The following is a 17,808-nucleotide window of genomic DNA, read 5'->3' as shown; positions in this document are numbered from 1 at the left end:
CAGATGAGGCGGTTATGAAATCAACTTTCTTGGCTTTAAGAGAAGCTACTAAGAAATGGTCGAAACCTATTCATAATTGGGGCTTGATTTTAAATCAATTTTTAACTATTTTTGAACAAAGGGTTCAACTTTAAAAAAGTTAAACCCTCGGTAATTTTAACTTACACACTTTACGGGATAGTGTCTTCTTAAGTAATAAAACCAAAAAGGAAAGATTTAATGAACTTATTTTGTATTTTGAAGAATTTTATGAAAAATGCGGTACAAGTTTTGAATATTATTTATCAAATTTTTCATTCAATAAGATTAAACTAGAATTAGACAATTCTGTTCTTGACTATTCTAAAAACATTAGAGCAATAATTAATGATTCACAATCTAAGCTAATAGCTATTCCTGCTGCGTTTATACTCGGTGCATCTCAGATTGATTATACAAATCCATTTGCTTTAAAAAACTGCATCATTGTTATTTCAGCATTTTTGTTTTCCTATATAATTTCTATTTTTATAAATAATCAGATAAATGCAATTGAAATTATTGAAGATAACTTAACCAACTATAAAAGCGTTTATAAACGTTCAAAAGCAAATCAACTAGAAGATGAACGTGAACTTGATAATTTAAAAAAACTTATTATAAGGTCGTTTAATAAAACTGAAAAAGAATTATCAAGTCAACAAAGTAGATTGGGTATTTTACAATACTGTAATTGGGGAATTTCGGTAGCACTATTATTGTCAATTTTTGCAGTATTTTTAAATAACAATGGTCAAGAATTGTGGCAGCAGCTAACATTGTATTTACAAAAGGCAGGGTTTAGATAATGATAGGTTATTTTTCTTAAATTGCTCTTCATACTTGTTACAACATTATAAATGAATTTAAGTAAGTTTTATATTTGATTATTATAATGATACCAAAAACGGTTGTATCCAAAATGATACAACCGTTCTTCTATTATGAAAAAAACTTTATTAATTAAGCCTCTTCAGTTTTAGTTTCTTTAGCCTTAGGCGCTTCTACTACAGGAGCATCAGATACTACTTCAAACTCATAATCGTGCTCTACTTCTCTGTGAAGTCTTACTTTAGCAGTAAATTTACCTAATCTCTTAATAGTATTTCCAGGGATTTTGATGTATTTTTTATCTACCTCAACACCTGCTTTCGCTAATTCTTCAGCTAAGTTAGCATTGTTGATAGAACCGAATAATTTATCACCAGAACCTACCTTAGCAACGATAGAAACAGTAGTCTTCTTAAGTTGCTCTACAATTTTGTTAGCAGCAGCTACTAATTTAGCTTCTTCTTCTTTTCTAGCTTCTAATACTTCAGCTAAAACCGCTCTATTTTTAGGTGTCGCTAAAACTGCATATCCTTGAGGGATTAAGAAGTTTCTAGCGTATCCTGGCTTTACATCTACTGTATCAAACTCTAATCCTAAGTTTTCTACATCTTTTTTAAGAATAATTTCCATTGTTTGTTGTTGTCTTGTTTAGGTTTTAGAAGTTTAGAATCCAAACTCAATAGTTGACTTTCCAAATATCCTAAAACAGTTAGAATTTTTTAATTTAACTAATTCAGCAACTTATATAATTACTTCAATAAGTCTGCTACATACGGCATAAGTGCCAAATGTCTTGCTCTTTTAATAGCAGCAGATACTTTTCTCTGATATTTTAAAGAAGTTCCCGTATATCTTCTTGGTAAAATTTTACCTTGCTCATTAACGAACTGAAGAAGGAAATCTGCATCTTTATAATCTACATATTTGATACCGTATTTTTTAAATCTACAGTATTTTTTTTCAGATTTAGTATTGATATCTAGTGGTGTAAGGAATTTTACTTCAGACTCCCCACCTTGTGCGGCTTGTTGTGCCATTTCATCTATTGCCATAGTTTCTTTTTTTAGGGGTTAAAAATTAAGCTTTTTTAGATTTTAGTTTTGCTCTTCTCTTTTCAGCATACTCTACAGCGTGCTTGTCTAACTTTGTAGTTAAGTAACGGATAACTCTCTCGTCTCTTTTGAAAGCAAGTTCTAAATCTGCCACGATAGTTCCTTCACCTTTGAATTCTATCAAAGTATAGAAACCATTCTTTTTCAATTGAATAGGGTAAGCTAACTTTTTTAGTCCCCAATTTTCTTTGGCTACGATTTCGCAATTTTGATCTTTTAAAAGATCCTCAAATTTTTTCACTGCTTCCTCCACCTGAGCGTCAGACAGAACGGGAGTTAAAATGAAAACAGTTTCGTAATGATTCATAATGTTAATAATTATATAGTTAAAATTTCAAGGTGCAAAGCTAATGCTTTTTTTTTATATACACAAACGCTATTTTAGAGATTTAGACAACCACTTTCCATTTATCAAAATGGAGGTATAAAAGTACTTTTACAATATGGTTGCTACTTTATCACAAAGCCATTCCAAAAGCTCTACATCTTCCTTCGTAAAAGGATTTATTGTGTGAGAATCTATATCTATTTGACCTATATTATCTCCATTTTTTATGATAGGAACTACCAATTCTGCTTTAGTATCTATAGAGCAAGATAAATAGTTATCTTCAGCCATAACATCTGGTACTTCAAACGTTTTATTAGATACAGCTACTTGTCCGCAAATCCCCCTACCGAAAGGAATAACCGTATGATCCGTAGGTGCTCCTACATAAGGTCCTAATATAAGTTCTTCTTTATTTCCGTTTTTAAAATAAAACCCTGTCCAATTAAAGTAACTTTTCTCTTGGTCTAAAACTTCACAAATTGTTTTGAGTTTTTCATCTCTAGTAAGATGATTATCAGAAATAACCTCTGATAATTTTATTTTTAAATGCTCCATACCTAGTTTGTTTTAAAATTCCTTCAAGGCTATTGCTTCTTTATAACCAAACATTCCTCTCTCTTTAATCATATCCGCTACACCTTCTGGAAGTTGGCATTCCCAACCTGTTTCACAACTTGCTATTTTAGACAAAATTTCACGAGAATAGATTTCGGAATATTCAGGATTATATGTCTCAATATCAACTATTCTATTATTATGCTTGAAGTATTTGTACAATTCTTTAAGATTTTCATTCACTTTTAAATTATCAGAATCTAATACCTCGTGAGTTTCTGGGTCTTTGTATGGATACAAATAAACCCTCATATCTTTTCTAAAGAATTTACCAAACGCTTCCAATATTCCGCCTGGTAAATTTTTGTAATAATCTTCATCAAAGACCATCAGCAAATTATTAACTCCCATTGCTACACCCAAATAGCGAATATTGTAACTGTAAAAATATTCTACCAAACGATAATATTCAGAAAAGTTAGACACCATTACAGTATAACCTAACTTTGCCAACACATCTACCCTATCTAAGAAATCTCTCTCATCTATTTTACCCGTTGCTCTCAAGTTAGCCGTTGTAATTTCAAAAATAATTACAGTATCCTCAGGCTTTCCTTTAGTATCTTTTAAAAAGAGGTCTAGCCCATTTTCAAACATATCTATATTTACCAATGTTACAGGTCTAAAACTACCTCTAACCGCAAAAACATCTTTTTTGTAAAGAATATCTGCAGGAAGCATATTCTTGCCTTCGGAATTAAATAGTACCGCTTCAGTCATACCTTTTTTGACAAGCTGTAAACTCATCAATCGGTTATCAACATACTCAAATGCAGGTCCTTGGAAATCAATCATATCTATCTCTATCTTATCAATAGAAATATCATCGTAAAGACTGTTAATCAACTGTCTAGGATTATCAGCATAGTTAAAAGCCCCAAAAATGAGATTAACACCCAAATTCCCTAAAGTTTCCTGCTGAAGCGTCGCATCATTTTCTTTAAATCTGATATGTAAAATAATTTCGCTGTACTCCGCATCTGCCTCGTGCTGGAACATCAATCCTACCCAACCATGACCTTTAAAGGTTTTATGGTAGTTTATTGTGGTTACAGTATTAGCATATGAAAAAAACTTTCTATCTGGAGTTTCAGTATTATCTAGTCGCTCTTCTATAAGGCTAACCTCATGCCTGAGCATTTTTTTTAATCTATTTTGAGTAACAAATCTATTCTTAACCTCTTGTCCGTAGATAGCATTACTGTACTCCTTATCATAGGCAGACATCGCTTTGGCAATAGTACCAGAAGCTCCTCCTGCTCTAAAGAAATGACGCACCGTCTCCTGCCCCGCTCCAATCTCCGCAAATGTACCATATATTGAAGGGTCTAGATTAACTGCTAATGCTTTTTGTTTAGGGGTTAAAACCGCTTTGATTCCCGACATACGCAATATTTATATTTTTTGTAAATTTACCAAAATGATTTTAAACTCAAAAATGAAGCTGAAATTTTTAGGCACAGGCACTTCGCAAGGCATACCTGTTATAGGATCTAACCACCCTGTTTGCCTCTCTCAAAATCCTAAAGATAAAAGACTTAGGTCTTCCGCTATAATTACGACTAATGACAATAAAAAAATTTTAATAGATTGCGGACCCGATTTTAGACAACAGATGCTTTCCTTCGGAGAATCTCACATAGATGCCCTCTTAGTAACGCACGAACATAATGACCATATTATTGGGTTGGACGACCTTCGTCCCATTATTTTCAATACTAATAAAAATATACCTATCTACTGTTTAGAAAGAGTTTCAAACGAAATCATACAAAGGTTCCCTTACGCCTTCGCTACGGAAAAATATCCTGGAGCACCTAGTTTTGACTTATATAAAATTACAAACCAACCATTTGAACTACTAGAAATTTTAGTAGAACCTATAGAAGTACTCCACGGAAAACTCCCCATACTTGGTTATAAAATAGGAAATCTAGCCTATATTACCGATGCGAGTTCCATTAGTGAAGACCAACTTGAGAAATTAAAAAATTTAGATATTTTAATCATCAACTGCCTAAGAGCAGAAGAACTACATGCTTCCCATTTTATACTTCCACAAGTTTTAGAACTTGTAGAAATATTAAAACCTAAAACTACTTACCTCACACATATTAGCCATAGATTAGGGTTTCACTATGAAATAGAAAGCCTATTACCTCCTCACATAAAACCTGCTTATGATGGATTGGAAGTTTTTTGGTAAAATGCTAAAAAATATTTTTGTATAATCTAAAAAAAGTCTATATTTGCAGTCTCTAATTCAACACATGCCCAGATGGCGGAATTGGTAGACGCATTGGTCTCAAACACCAATGCCGAAAGGCGTGCCGGTTCGATCCCGGCTCTGGGTACGGTAAAATGCTATTGAGTTTATCAATAGCATTTTTTATTTCCAAATAACAAAAAAGAGCTACTTTAAAAAGTAGCTCTTTTGCTAGCTATTATATTGAACATTTTAAAGATTGTTCAATATAAATTGTGTCATCTTTTCATAAAGTTGAGAGCGAGTATTTCCTCCATATATACTATGATTTTTATCTGGATAGGTCATAAACTCAAACTGCTTTTTATTCTGAATAAGTGCCTCGGAAAATACTGCTGCATTCTGAAAATGCACATTATCATCTGCCGTACCGTGTATCATCAAGAACTTACCTTTTAATAAATGAGCATATTCCGTAGGAGAATTTTCATCATAACCTTTTGCATTTTCTTGTGGGGTTCTCAAAAATCTTTCTGTATAAACCGTATCATAAAAACGCCAATTGGTTACTGGTGCTACTGCAATCCCCATTTTAAAGACATCAGCCCCTTTAGTCATCGCTAAACTAGCCATGTAACCTCCAAAGCTCCATCCAAAAATACCAATTCTGCTAGCATCTATATAAGACTGTTCCCCAAACCATTTCGCAGCAGTTATTTGGTCTTCTATTTCATATTTACCTAAATTAAGATAAGTTGATTTTTTATAATTTGCACCTTTATAACCTGTACCTCTACCGTCTACACAGGCTACAACATAGCCTTTCTGAACTAGATGATTAAACCATAAACCATTACTGGAATCCCAAGAATTACTTACCTGCTGAGACCCTGGTCCTGAATACTGAAACATAAACAAAGGATACTTTTTATTAGGGTCAAAGTTTTTAGGCTTCATAATCCACACATTCATTTGGTCTCCTGCATTATTAGGTATGGTAAAAAATTCCTTTTCTACCCAATTATCCGTTTTCAACTTAGTTAAAAGTTCACTATTGTTTTGTATTTCTTTCAAGCTCTTTCCATTTCTATCTCTCAACACATATTTGTGTGGTGTTTTAGCCGAAGAGGTTGTATTGATAAAATAATTAAAATTAGGACTAAAAGAAGCCGTATTGTTACCTTCTAAATCCGAAATAATTTGAGATTTACCTGTATTGATATTGATTTTAGATACCACTTTGTTGATGCTTCCATTCTGAGTAGTTTGCACAAAAACCTCTTGATTTTTAGCATCAAAACCGTAATAATCTGTAATTTCCCAATTTCCTTTTGTAACTTGTTTTTTTAGTTTGCCTTTGGCATCATACCAATATAAATGACGATAACCATCTCTCTCCGAAGCCCATAACATACCTCCATCAGAAAGAAATTCTAAAGTTAAATTATCGGTTTCTATCCATGCCTTATCGGTTTCTGTAAATAGTTTTTCTATTTTTCCGTTAGAGGTTTTTAGCTTTAGTATATCTAACTTATTCTGATGCCTGTTAGCCGTAGCCACCAAAACCTCATCAGACGCCTTAGACACAAATAACTGTGGAATATAGTAGTTTTCAAAAGCACCTAAATCTACCTTAGTTATCTTCTTTGTAGCTAATTGATAATAATGTAAACTAACTTCCGAGTTTTTTTCGCCCGCTTTTGGATATTTGAATTTAAAATCTTGTGGGTATAGATTGTTTCCGTAGATAGGCATATTCATTTCAGGAACAGCCGTTTCATCAGACCTTACAAAAACAATGGCATCACCGCCACTATTCCATACATACTGTTTGGCGTGACCAAATTCCTCTTCATAAACCCAATCTGCCAATCCGTTCAAAATTTCATTTTTCTTACCGTCCGTTGTAATTTGAACCACCTGCCCCGATGCTAAGTCTTGGTAATACAAATTATTTTCTGAAATAAAAGCCACTTTACTACCATCAGGCGAGAATGTAGGCTCCTGAACAGGTTTGCCTTCAAATAAAGAAATGATTTTTCCGTTTGATAAGTCTTTAATTTCAAAAATACCTAAAAAAGAATGTCTGTAAATAGGCTCACTAGCTTTTTGTAACAAAATCTTTTGACCGTCGTTAGAAAGTTGATAATCTTCATATCTTCCCTCTACTACATAACCTTCTTTTTGTAAAGTTTTATAAGAGTACTTTGCAACTCCTGTTGGTTCTATTACGGCGTAATAATCATCTGTTTTTAATGGAGAAATCCCCACTATACCTTTACCTCTATAATAGCCCGAATAGATTTTATCTAGTGTAATTTCTTGTCCTTTATAGGCATTAACAGACAAAAATAAACCTAATGCTAGTATCACTATTTTTTTCATACCATAATAATTATTAATTATTACAAATCGTCCCAAAGATAAAAAAACTAACTATTCTATTTAACATTTAATCAAAAATAAAAAATCACCCCAATGTTCTGGAGTGATTTTAGATATTTAGTACTGAAAACTTCTTATTGCTTCTAAAGTTTTATCTATCTCGTTATCTTTTATTTCAGAAGAAATAAACCAAGTTTCGTACCCACTAGGTGGAAGATAAACACCTCTCTCTAACAAGTGATGGAAAAAGGTATTAAATAACGAATGATTGGCTTGTTGTGCCTCATCAAAGTTAGCCACTCTATTAGTATGGAAAAACACAGACATCATAGAGCCTTTTCTATTGATACGGTGTTCAATCCCTTTTTCGTTAAGGATTTTAGCAATTTCAAAATCTAATTTTTCTGTGGTCTTATCAAGGTTTTGATAGAAATTCTTATCATTTTTAATAAGTTGCAATGTCGTCAGTCCCGCTCTCATCGCAATAGGATTACCACTAAGCGTTCCTGCCTGATAAACAGCACCCTTAGGAGCTAGACATTCCATAATTTCACGACGCCCAGCAAAGGCACCCACAGGCATACCTCCACCGATAACTTTACCATAAGTTACCAAGTCTGCCTTCACTCCATAGACCTCTTGAGCTCCACCAAATCCTAAACGAAAGCCCGTCATCACTTCGTCAAAAATTAAAAGAGTTCCGTTAAGGTCGCAGATTTGTCTTAGATTTTGCAAAAAGTTATTTTCAGGAAGTACACAACCCATATTACCAGCCACTGGCTCTATGATAACCGCCGCAATTTGCCCTTCGTTATGACGGAATAAATCTTGAATTTGTTCCCAATCGTTATATCTTGCCAATAAAGTGTCTTTAGCCGTACCTTGCGTAACTCCTGGAGAGTTAGGGTTTCCAAAAGTTGCCGCACCACTCCCTGCTTTTATCAGAAACGAGTCTGAATGCCCATGATAACACCCCTCAAACTTAATGATTTTATCTCTCCCTGTGTAACCTCTAGCCAAACGAATAGCACTCATACAAGCCTCTGTACCAGACGATACCATTCTTATTTGGTCTATATTAGGTACATTTTCTGTAATGAATTTAGCAATTTCGGTTTCTAACTCAGTAGGCGTTCCAAAGGAAAAGCCTTTTTCAGCTTGTAACTTTACAGCCTCCAGCACTTCGGGGTGAGTATGCCCTAATATAGCCGGCCCCCACGAATTGATATAATCTATATAAGTTTTATCGTCTGCGTCTGTAAGGTAAGCTCCTTTAGCAGACTTCATAAATACAGGTGTTCCGCCCACCGATTTAAACGCTCTTACAGGAGAGTTTACACCACCTGGAATATAGTTTTTAGCCTCTTGAAACAAGGCACTACTTCTTTGATATAACATCTTAATTTTATTTTTCCGAATTATTAAATATTATCTGCGTGGAGCTTTCTTTTGCAAATAAATAATTTGCCCTTGCTTAGGCTGTTCTCCATACTCCATTCTATTTTTGGAATAAAGTTTTCTCAGTTTGATACCAAACTTTTGAGAAATTTTATGCATTGTATCTCCCTTTTCAGCCTTGTATGTTTCTATACTTCCTGTAGAAGATTTTGGTTCTAAAAACAAAACATCATTTGCTTTTAGTTTATTCTCACTTAAATCATTCCACTTTAACAATCTCCCCTCTCTCATGTCAAACTTTTTAGCAATGTAAGCCACATCAGTATCTGCTGGAATCACTACATACTTCAATCCTCCATTAGGATGAGATTTTACTGTTATGCCTTCCAACAATGCTAATTTTTCTTTTCTTAGTTGATCTGCTGTTTTCTGTTGCTCTGCATAAGAAGTTTGCTGATAAGGAACATGCACCGTTACACTTTCCTTCTTTTTAACCTCTTTTTGTGAGTTTATTTTCGCCATAAACTCTTTATCATCATTCAACTCTGGATAAAGTTTCAATAATGTAAAAGGAACTTCCTTAGACGAAATATTATCAAACTCGTATAATTTATACTTTTCTATTTTGCTTATCAAAATATAAGCATATCTAGGATTGGTAGCATACCCCGCTTTTTTAAGCCCATGAGCCCAAGCTTTATAATCCTTTGGGTCAAGTTTAAATAGATTAGTATAGTATTTACGATAAGCTAAAAACTTAGAATGGTCTTCGTAAGACTCCTTTGGGTCGTTATACACACGGAAACATTCGTTAGGAGCATCATCGGTATGCCTCATGGTTTTGCCCGTCCAGTCTTCCTTACATTTAATTCCAAAGTGATTGTTACCTTCTTGTGCTAAGCGAGATTGCCCACCTCCTGTTTCTAATATCCCTTGTGCCAAAGTAATACTTGCTGGGATTTTATATTTTTCCATTTCTTCTACGGCATATCCTGCAAAACGCTGGATATATTGGTCATCTGTTGCCCATGTCTGAGCCTTAAATTGTGAAACAACTAAAACCGCCGAAGCTATCAAAAATTTTTTCATAATATCTTATAAATTATGTTTTTATTAAAAATAAAGCAGCAAACCAATCCAGTTTGCCACTCAACAAAGATACAATAATCTTTTTATTTGTAAACGGAAGCCTCTCTCACCTATATCCCATCTCCCTCAACAATAATGGGTCTGCCTTGGTTTTTCAGGAATTCATTAGCTCCTTTTATACCTTGCAAACCACCTGTATGAAAGGCTAAAATTTTACTACCTTCAATAAAAAAGCCCTCATCTATCAGCTCCCATAAACACTTCATCATCTTGCCTGTATAGATAGGTTCCAACAAAATATTATAACTATGATAAAATTTATTGATAAAAGCCACTACTTCGTCTGTTATTTTACCATAACCACCTTGACCTGTCTCCAGTAGTTGAAAATTATTTCTTCCGCTCCATTCTAAAATTTTACTGTCTAAAGAATCATCTTTCACAGCCTTAAAGCCTAAAACTTCCTGATGTTTTTCAGCAAATTTAGAAAGTCCAGCTATTGTCCCACCAGTGCCTACCGCCGCACATAAGTAATCAAACTCCACTGTTTTTTCATTCAACATAAATTGAACGCCCTCCACCGCTAAAACATTACTCCCTCCCTCTGGAATGATAAGTGCGTTAGGAAAAAGCTCCTGATAAATTTCTGTAAGGTGATTTTTATCTCTATATGATTCTCTAGTTACAAAATCGAAAGTCATTCCGTCTTCGTTAGCCTTTACTAATGTAGGATTTTCTTCCCACTTATAGACCAGCTCTTCTCCTCTTATAATACCTAAAGTTAGGACTTCTAACTCTCTCCCCAAAGCTGCCGTTGCAGCAATATGGTTAGAAAAAGCACCACCAAAAGTAATAATCAGTGGATTTTCGACCTGTTTTTTCCTGTAATTCTCTATGTTATAAAGTAGTTTCCAGTATTTATTACCTGATATTTCTCGGTGCACCAAATCCTCTCTCTTAATATAGAGCTCAATTTGTTTATTAGAATGAGGAATTTTTATTATTGGAATTTCAACTTTATTCATTATTTGTATTTTAAAAATGCCCAAAAACTCCTCTCTTTAAGATAATGTAAATTAGATTCATTAGCATAAGCCTCTCTTTCAAAACAAATATTGATGTAGGCTAAATGAGGATTTTTGTATTGATATAATCTATAATAAAATTCTAATACATACCATAAATAGAAGAAAACAAGTCCTAACTCCAGCTGTTGTCTTAAGTGTATTTTTTCGTGATTAACCAACTTTTTATTAGTTTTATCTGCCTTTTTGCGTAAAAAAATGAATGGAAAAATAGCAATTCCTGTAATTTTTGTATTTTTAAGCAATTTTTGGCACACTATTATCATTAGGATAAAATTAGTATAGCAAAGATATAAATTCTAACTTATGTCATCACACAACAGTAATGAAAATGAAGATTTCTATTATAACGAACAAGGTTATAAGGTGTTTACGGAAAAATACCATCTTAAAAGAGGTTACTGTTGCAAAAGTGGCTGTAAACATTGCCCATATGGATATGACAAGAAAACTGACACATTTATCAAGAGTAAAAAACCTTTAAAACAATAGCAAAATGAAAAAATATGTTTTTTTAATCCTAGTAGCCGCTACACTAAGCATTACTTCTTGTAGCCCTTTTAACATCAGAACTGACTATGCAGAAACCGCTCAGTTTAATCAGTATAAAACTTATATGTTCCGAACTGATGATTTAAAAATAAATGATTTGGACAAGGACAGAGTGCTTAATGAAATTGCAAAGCAATTCAACGCTAAAGGTCTTAGTACTAATCAAAACCCAGATTTAATAGTCAATGTAAAAGCTTCTCATAAAAAGGTAGAAGATATACAAAGTACCAACCCTTATGGTATGTGGGGCTGGGGAGGTCCTTGGGGCTGGGGTTGGGGTATGAACCGCACTTGGATATCTAACTATAACACAGGTACTTTAGTAATAGATATTGTAGATGCTAAGACTAACAAATTGGTTTGGCAAGGTATCGGAAGCGGCATCAATGTAGACACTCCTAAGTCTAAGCAAAAACAAATACCTCAAATTGTAGAAGGAATTTTAAAGAACTATCCTCCTCAGAAAAAATAATAATTCATAGGGCTATCTTTTTAAGGTAGCCTCTTTTTTATCATTCACTTATTAAATATCTAGCCTATTAAATAGCACTAAAAACAATATAAAATTCTTACTTTTGTAGGTATAAATTTTTTAACATTGAGAACACATTTCATTGCTATAGGCGGAAGTGCTATGCACAACCTAGCCATCGCTCTTAAAGATAAAGGTTATGTAGTAACAGGTTCAGACGACGCCATTTTTGAACCTTCAAAATCAAGATTAGAAAAAAAAGGATTACTCCCTGAAAGTCTTGGTTGGTTTCCAGAAAAAATAACATCAGATATAGATGCTGTAATACTAGGTATGCACGCCCATGCTGATAATCCCGAACTAGCCAAAGCTAAAGAACTTGGTCTTAAAATATTTTCTTACCCAGAGTTTTTGTACGAGCAAAGCAAAGATAAAACTCGTATCGTAATCGGTGGCTCACACGGTAAAACTACCATTACCTCTATGATTCTTCATGTCCTCAATTTTCATCAAAAAGAGGTAGATTATATGGTGGGAGCACAACTAGAAGGCTTTGATTGTATGGTAAAAACCACAGAAACTAACGACTTTATGATTCTGGAAGGAGATGAATATTTATCCTCACCTATAGATTTAAGGTCAAAGTTTCTTTTGTACCAACCTAACATCGCTCTTATTTCTGGGATTGCGTGGGACCACATCAATGTATTTAAAACTTTTGATGATTACATAGAACAATTTAGAAAATTTGTAGCAAGTATTACTCCTGGTGGCGTATTGGTGTACAATGAAGAAGACGAAGAGGTAGTAAAAGTAGTAGAAGCTGCCGAAAATTACTTCAGAAAAATCCCTTACAAAACTCCAAAATATAAAATTACAGACCAAAAAGTTTATCTAGAAACCGAAATGGGAGAAATTCCGTTGTCTGTTTTTGGTGCTCATAATTTACTGAATATGGAAGGTGCTAGGCATATTTGCCAACAGCTAGGTATTATGGAAGAAGATTTTTATGAAGCTATTATGAGTTTTAAAGGTGCATCTAAAAGATTAGAAAAAGTTGAAAGAAACGATAATGGCATTCTTTACAAAGATTTTGCCCACGCTCCTAGCAAGGTAAAAGCGACTACGAAAGCGTTTTCGGAGCAATTTTCTAACACCACTAAATATGGTTTCTTAGAACTTCACACTTACTCTTCTCTAAATCCAGAGTTTTTAGAGCAATATGCTCATAGTTTAGATTTACTAGACCAAGCGGTAGTTTTCTACTCGGAGGAAGCTCTAAAAATAAAAAGAATGGACTCTATTTCTCCAGAACTTATCAAGGAGAAATTTAAAAATACTAATCTAAAAGTGTTTACCAGTGCGGAAGAATTGCACCAATATTGGCAAAGTTTGGATAAAACCCAAGGAGCTTTTCTTATGATGAGTAGTGGTAATTTTGGTGGATTAGATTTAACTCAGTAATACTTTCGGCGTTTAATGCAACTAGAGCACCACGAAATTATCAATCCAAAACACCACAAAGAGATAAGCCTTATTTTGGAACATCTACAATCTCCAGAAAATATAGGGCTTATCCTTAGAACAGCCGAAGCTATGGGAGTGCAAAAAGTCGTGATACTTTCTGATAACTTCCACCAACTTTCCCCTAGAATAAAACGAACCACAAGAAGTACCGAAAATAATCTCAATATCATTTTTGTAAATAGTTGGGAAGAGGCTGTAAATCACTTTGAAAAAAACACTCACTTTTACGCATTAGAAAAAACAAGTAAAAGTGTAGATTACACATCTTTTGAATATCATTTCCCTTGTGTTGTTGTATGTGGTAACGAAAAAAATGGGGTTTCCGAAAAAGCTCTAGAAAAGTGTACCAATCATCTACACATCAATATGTATGGAAAGAACACTTCTCTAAATGTTGCTATTGCCACTGGCATTTTACTTTCAAAAATAGTTTCCTAAAAAATAGAATATGACTTGGACTGAAGTATTAGCACCTATAAAAAATTCCTCTTATTTTAAAAATTTATGGCAAAAAGTAAAACAGGAATATCATCAGTATAAATGCTTTCCTCCCAAAGAACAAATATTTAGAGCGATTGAACTTACTCCTTTTGAAGAAGTGAAAGTCGTAATTTTAGGGCAAGACCCTTATCATAATGATTTTCAAGCTAACGGATTATGTTTTTCAGTATCAGACCAAGTGCCTGCACCACCATCTCTAAGAAATATTTTTAAAGAATTACAAGATGATTTAGGTATAATCAAAGCCAGCAACGAGCTAGACTCTTGGGCAAAGCAAGGCGTACTTCTACTAAACGCTACTCTTACCGTAAAAGCTCACGAAGCGAACTCTCATAAAGATTTAGGCTGGGAAACCTTTACAGATTTTATCATCAAGGAAATATCAAACAAGAAAGAAAATGTTGTTTTTGTGCTTTGGGGTTCTTTTGCACAAAAAAAAGCTCAGTTTATAGACGCACACAGGCATTACATTATAAAAACTGCCCACCCTTCTCCTCTATCCGCTCACAGAGGTTTTTTAGGTAGTAGACCTTTCTCTAAGATAAACAGCTATCTTCTATCAAAAAATAAGGAGGAAATTAAATGGTAACTTGACTGAATAAAAAATGGCAAGCTACCTAAATCACACCGCTACAACCGATTACCTTTGCTGCGTTCCCACCCTGGAGGATTTTCAGGAGCTGGTTGTTTAGGACTTGCCGTTGCAAATATACAACTTTTTCAGAAAATACAAAACATCAGAAAATTTATAGCTTCAGTAGAACTACATTTTCCATGCGTTTATCATTTCTCTTTTCCCTTTAGGACCTTCTAATTTTTCCACTTTAAAGTTAAGCGATTTTAACACCCTTTGAAAACTCCCTTTAGAAGAGTATGTAGTTAACAAACCTCCTACTTTCATTTTCTCTGCCACCATTTCCATAAGAGGTAGCTCCCACAAATCTGGCTGAACTCTAGCTCCAAAACAATCGAAGTATACCAAATCTATCTTTGGCAACTCAATGTTTTTTAATTCATAAAAATCTGTATTAATTTTTGTGATATTAAAATTAGGCAATATCTCGCAAGGTTGCTCCCATTCACATTCGTGTAAAGTTGTATTGATAACATCTATATCAGGAAGATTAAATAAATTATGAAAAGATAGTTCCTTAATTTCTTTTAAACTCACAGGATACTTCTCTAGAGTAAAATAATTTATTTTCTTTATATCATTAGAAGCCCTTATTTTTTCCATACTTACTAAAGCATTCAGCCCTGTCCCAAAACCAAGCTCTAATATATTTATTTCCAAATCATTAACCCTATCTAAACCATTTTTAATAAATACATGCCTTGCTTCTTGAAGAGCTCCATGATGAGAATGATACCCCTCATTTAAGTCATTTATAAACAATGTTTTAGAACCATCTGCCGTTAATTTAACCTCTCTTTTCATTCTATTTTTTTTCAAAAATAAACCAAAAATTGAATATTCCAAAAATTATATTATCTTTGTAAACAACGAGTAAATTTTTCAAAAATGATAATTCAAAAATCAGAAAATCCTAGAATCAGTAGTTTTAATCCTGAAAATTTTTCTTTCGGGAATACCTTTATAGACCACATGGTAATATGTGAATACGAAAACGGAAAGTGGGGAGAACCTAAACTTATGCCTTACGGACCGCTACCATTTACTCCTGCCATGATGGGTGTTAACTATGGACAGGCTTGTTTTGAAGGTATGAAAGCCTATAAGGATAAAGATGGTGAAGTTTACTTATTCCGTCCAGAGAAAAACTTTGCAAGAATTAACAAGTCTGCAAAAAGACTGGCAATACCTGAACTCCCTGAAGAAGTTTTCATGAATGGATTAAAAGCACTCATGGATATTGATAGAGATTGGATTCCTTACGGAGAAAACTCCTCTTTGTATATTCGTCCTTTATTATTTGCTACAGAAGAAGCTCTTAAAGCAAGAATAGCCGACAAATATATGTTTGCTATAGTGGCAGCACCAGCAAAATCTTACTATACAGAACCTGTTTCTGTAAAAATAGCAGACTATTACTCTCGTGCTGCTAGTGGTGGAGTTGGTTCAGCTAAGGCAGCTGGAAACTATGCTGCTTCTTTCTATCCAACTAAATTAGCTAATGAGGAAGGTTATGAGCAGATTATTTGGACAGATGACGCTTCTCACGAGTATTTTGAAGAAAGTGGCACTATGAATGTATTTGTAAGAATAGGAGATACTATTTACACACCTCCTACATCTGATAAAATATTAGACGGTATAACTAGAGATAGCTTTATACAACTAGCCAAACATAATAATATAGAGGTAAAGATAGAACCTGTTAGCGTAAAGAAAGTAATTGAGGCACACAAAGAAGGTACCTTAAAAGAAGTTTGGGGTGTTGGGACAGCAGTAGTTTTAAGTGTATTCCAAGCGTTAGGGTACAAAGATGACAAAATGGTGCTACCTCAACTAAGCGAAGAAGAAAGTTTTGCTATAAAGCTTAAAAACCAATTAGTAAGCATTCAAACTAATACAAGTGAAGACCCATTTGGGTGGAGATATAAAGTAGAGAAAGGATTTGTAGATACTTTATAATAACATCTAAATATAAGTTATAAGAAAGAGAAGACTATTCTGTTAGTCTTCTCTTTTTTATGATAACTAAAAAAAGGACACAAATTCTCAAGTTCATCTCTTTAAATTGAAATAAAAAACCCTGACACTTTAGAAAGCATCAGGGTAAAAACTAATAACCATGAAAACTCAAATTAAACATGAGAATCGTTATCATTATATCAAAAGTTGTGCCAAAAAAAGTTTTAAAACTAGAAATAAGTTCGTATTTTTGTAGGGTTAAAATTAAAATAAAATGTCAGGAAACATTACTTTTACAATGATTAAACCAGATGCAGTAGCAGATGGACACATAGGAGCTATACTAGGGAAAATAGCTGAAGCTGGATTTAAAATTAAGGCAATGAAACTTACTCAACTTACAGTAGCTGATGCTAAGAAGTTTTATGAAGTTCATGCTGAAAGACCTTTCTACGGAGAGTTAGTAGAGTTTATGTCTTCAGGACCTATTGTAGCTGCTGTTTTAGAAAAAGAAAATGCGGTTGAAGATTTCAGAAAACTAATTGGTGCTACAAACCCTGCTGAAGCGGCTGAAGGAACTATAAGAAAGATGTTCGCTAGAAGCGTAGGAGAAAATGCAGTACACGGTTCTGACTCTGACGAAAATGCACAGATAGAATCAGCATTCCACTTCTCTGGAAGAGAGATTTTCTAAGAAGAATAAAACAAATATCATAAAAAAGGCTATCTCATCTCTGAAATAGCCTTTTTTGTATCATTAAATCAATAACAAACTAACTTTCTTATTCGCAAAGGATAATCCCTTTATCGTTACTAAATTCTATAACGCCACTCTTTATCGGAAGCGAATAAACAGAGTCTTTACCATCTTCTTTAGAAAAATACTTCGCATAGTCTGCCGATACTTTATCAAGGTAAAGTTTTACTTTTCCCCCAACTAAAGACGATACAATAGCTGCGTGATTTTTCATAATATGAAACTCCCCGTTCTTCCCTGGAAGTAGCACAGACTCTACCTCTCCCTCAAAAGCTACATATTCTGGTGTTAATATTTTTATATTCATCTTAAATGACAGTTTAAAATTTTAAA

General features: G+C 33.8%; 21 protein-coding genes, 1 tRNA gene, 1 other RNA gene and 1 pseudogene. 11 read left to right on the top strand and 13 right to left on the bottom strand.

All coding sequences use genetic code 11. The features are described 5' to 3' along the window. Together GXW81_RS10535 and GXW81_RS06880 are read left to right on the top strand one after the other, a co-directional pair. Positions 1-134: pseudogene (locus GXW81_RS10535) on the top strand (IS256 family transposase); the annotation flags it as partial. A 96-nt stretch (positions 135-230) separates the two neighbouring features. After that, entirely contained in the window at positions 231-827 is a 597-nt protein-coding gene (locus GXW81_RS06880) for a hypothetical protein (RefSeq protein ID WP_161531727.1), read from the top strand. A gap of 154 nt (positions 828-981) precedes the next feature. Here the strand turns inward: GXW81_RS06880 and rplI are convergent, their stop codons facing one another. From rplI to GXW81_RS06855, 5 genes are all read right to left on the bottom strand, one after another. Next, entirely contained in the window at positions 982-1,479 is a 498-nt protein-coding gene (rplI, locus tag GXW81_RS06875) for a 50S ribosomal protein L9 (RefSeq protein ID WP_161531726.1), read from the bottom strand. A gap of 119 nt (positions 1,480-1,598) precedes the next feature. Beyond that, the gene (gene rpsR, locus GXW81_RS06870) at positions 1,599-1,901 is read right to left on the bottom strand and encodes a 30S ribosomal protein S18 (protein ID WP_004920080.1); all 303 of its coding nucleotides are present in this window, start codon (positions 1,899-1,901) and stop codon (positions 1,599-1,601) included. 25 nt (positions 1,902-1,926) lie between these two features. Further along, positions 1,927-2,268, bottom strand: coding sequence for a 30S ribosomal protein S6 (gene rpsF, locus GXW81_RS06865; protein WP_004920082.1), 342 nt, complete (start codon positions 2,266-2,268; stop codon positions 1,927-1,929). Between the two features lie 129 nt (positions 2,269-2,397). Next, the gene (locus GXW81_RS06860; RefSeq protein ID WP_161531725.1) at positions 2,398-2,847 is read right to left on the bottom strand and encodes a GAF domain-containing protein; all 450 of its coding nucleotides are present in this window, start codon (positions 2,845-2,847) and stop codon (positions 2,398-2,400) included. A 12-nt stretch (positions 2,848-2,859) separates the two neighbouring features. Then, positions 2,860-4,293: a TonB-dependent receptor gene (locus tag GXW81_RS06855; RefSeq protein WP_161531724.1), complete on the bottom strand. Its 1,434-nt coding sequence runs from the start codon at positions 4,291-4,293 to the stop codon at positions 2,860-2,862. A 34-nt stretch (positions 4,294-4,327) separates the two neighbouring features. Between GXW81_RS06855 and GXW81_RS06850 the strand changes: the two genes are divergently transcribed. Together GXW81_RS06850 and GXW81_RS06845 are read left to right on the top strand one after the other, a co-directional pair. Beyond that, positions 4,328-5,113 carry an MBL fold metallo-hydrolase gene (locus GXW81_RS06850; protein ID WP_161531723.1) on the top strand — a complete coding sequence of 262 codons (786 nt, stop codon included), beginning with the start codon at positions 4,328-4,330 and terminating at the stop codon, positions 5,111-5,113. Positions 5,114-5,179: 66 nt separating this feature from the next. After that, positions 5,180-5,261, top strand: a tRNA-Leu gene (locus tag GXW81_RS06845). 104 nt (positions 5,262-5,365) lie between these two features. On the opposite strand, the gene GXW81_RS06840 is transcribed toward GXW81_RS06845, so the two are convergent. The 5 genes from GXW81_RS06840 to GXW81_RS06820 all read right to left on the bottom strand — a co-directional run bounded on the left by GXW81_RS06840 (position 5,366) and on the right by GXW81_RS06820 (position 11,336). Beyond that, complete coding sequence (locus GXW81_RS06840) at positions 5,366-7,498, bottom strand: S9 family peptidase (protein WP_161531722.1); 2,133 nt, start codon at positions 7,496-7,498, stop codon at positions 5,366-5,368. Between the two features lie 117 nt (positions 7,499-7,615). Continuing rightward, positions 7,616-8,896 carry a glutamate-1-semialdehyde 2,1-aminomutase gene (gene hemL, locus GXW81_RS06835; RefSeq protein ID WP_161531721.1) on the bottom strand — a complete coding sequence of 427 codons (1,281 nt, stop codon included), beginning with the start codon at positions 8,894-8,896 and terminating at the stop codon, positions 7,616-7,618. A 30-nt stretch (positions 8,897-8,926) separates the two neighbouring features. Then, the gene (locus GXW81_RS06830; protein WP_161531720.1) at positions 8,927-9,985 is read right to left on the bottom strand and encodes a glucosaminidase domain-containing protein; all 1,059 of its coding nucleotides are present in this window, start codon (positions 9,983-9,985) and stop codon (positions 8,927-8,929) included. Between the two features lie 110 nt (positions 9,986-10,095). Beyond that, the gene (locus GXW81_RS06825) at positions 10,096-11,010 is read right to left on the bottom strand and encodes a 1-aminocyclopropane-1-carboxylate deaminase/D-cysteine desulfhydrase (RefSeq protein WP_161531719.1); all 915 of its coding nucleotides are present in this window, start codon (positions 11,008-11,010) and stop codon (positions 10,096-10,098) included. Further along, positions 11,010-11,336: a hypothetical protein gene (locus GXW81_RS06820; RefSeq protein ID WP_064969883.1), complete on the bottom strand. Its 327-nt coding sequence runs from the start codon at positions 11,334-11,336 to the stop codon at positions 11,010-11,012. The genes GXW81_RS06825 and GXW81_RS06820 overlap by 1 nt, the downstream gene beginning before the upstream one ends. Positions 11,337-11,376: 40 nt before the next feature. On the opposite strand from GXW81_RS06820, the gene GXW81_RS06815 reads away from it, so the two are divergent. The 5 genes from GXW81_RS06815 to GXW81_RS06795 all read left to right on the top strand — a co-directional run bounded on the left by GXW81_RS06815 (position 11,377) and on the right by GXW81_RS06795 (position 14,711). Then, positions 11,377-11,562, top strand: a complete 186-nt coding sequence (locus GXW81_RS06815; protein ID WP_080588252.1) for a DUF5522 domain-containing protein — start codon at positions 11,377-11,379, stop codon at positions 11,560-11,562. A gap of 4 nt (positions 11,563-11,566) precedes the next feature. Then, a complete protein-coding gene (locus tag GXW81_RS06810; protein WP_161531718.1) occupies positions 11,567-12,094 on the top strand; it encodes a DUF4136 domain-containing protein in 528 nt (175 codons plus the stop codon). A gap of 126 nt (positions 12,095-12,220) precedes the next feature. Then, complete coding sequence (gene murC, locus GXW81_RS06805; protein ID WP_161531717.1) at positions 12,221-13,558, top strand: UDP-N-acetylmuramate--L-alanine ligase; 1,338 nt, start codon at positions 12,221-12,223, stop codon at positions 13,556-13,558. Between the two features lie 15 nt (positions 13,559-13,573). Continuing rightward, positions 13,574-14,059 carry a TrmH family RNA methyltransferase gene (locus tag GXW81_RS06800; protein ID WP_161531716.1) on the top strand — a complete coding sequence of 162 codons (486 nt, stop codon included), beginning with the start codon at positions 13,574-13,576 and terminating at the stop codon, positions 14,057-14,059. 10 nt (positions 14,060-14,069) lie between these two features. Next, complete coding sequence (locus tag GXW81_RS06795; protein WP_107046313.1) at positions 14,070-14,711, top strand: uracil-DNA glycosylase; 642 nt, start codon at positions 14,070-14,072, stop codon at positions 14,709-14,711. A gap of 14 nt (positions 14,712-14,725) precedes the next feature. Here GXW81_RS06795 and ffs read toward each other — a convergent pair. Next, an RNA gene (gene ffs, locus GXW81_RS06790) (signal recognition particle sRNA small type) lies at positions 14,726-14,823 on the bottom strand. Between the two features lie 62 nt (positions 14,824-14,885). Further along, entirely contained in the window at positions 14,886-15,560 is a 675-nt protein-coding gene (gene mnmD / locus GXW81_RS06785; RefSeq protein ID WP_161531715.1) for a tRNA (5-methylaminomethyl-2-thiouridine)(34)-methyltransferase MnmD, read from the bottom strand. Between the two features lie 84 nt (positions 15,561-15,644). On the opposite strand from mnmD, the gene GXW81_RS06780 reads away from it, so the two are divergent. Continuing rightward, entirely contained in the window at positions 15,645-16,718 is a 1,074-nt protein-coding gene (locus GXW81_RS06780; protein WP_161531714.1) for a branched-chain amino acid aminotransferase, read from the top strand. A 274-nt stretch (positions 16,719-16,992) separates the two neighbouring features. Next, positions 16,993-17,412: a nucleoside-diphosphate kinase gene (locus GXW81_RS06775; protein WP_013447171.1), complete on the top strand. Its 420-nt coding sequence runs from the start codon at positions 16,993-16,995 to the stop codon at positions 17,410-17,412. Between the two features lie 88 nt (positions 17,413-17,500). Here GXW81_RS06775 and GXW81_RS06770 read toward each other — a convergent pair whose 3' ends face one another. Further along, a complete protein-coding gene (locus GXW81_RS06770; RefSeq protein ID WP_154137058.1) occupies positions 17,501-17,782 on the bottom strand; it encodes a F0F1 ATP synthase subunit epsilon in 282 nt (93 codons plus the stop codon). Positions 17,783-17,808: the final 26 nt, after the last annotated feature.

This window comes from Riemerella anatipestifer (assembly GCF_009932355.1).
GTDB classification, from domain to species: Bacteria; Bacteroidota; Bacteroidia; order Flavobacteriales; family Weeksellaceae; genus Riemerella; species Riemerella anatipestifer_E.
The sequence above is the reverse complement of the archived record's forward strand: the minus strand, read 5'-3'. Positions and strand labels throughout refer to the sequence as shown.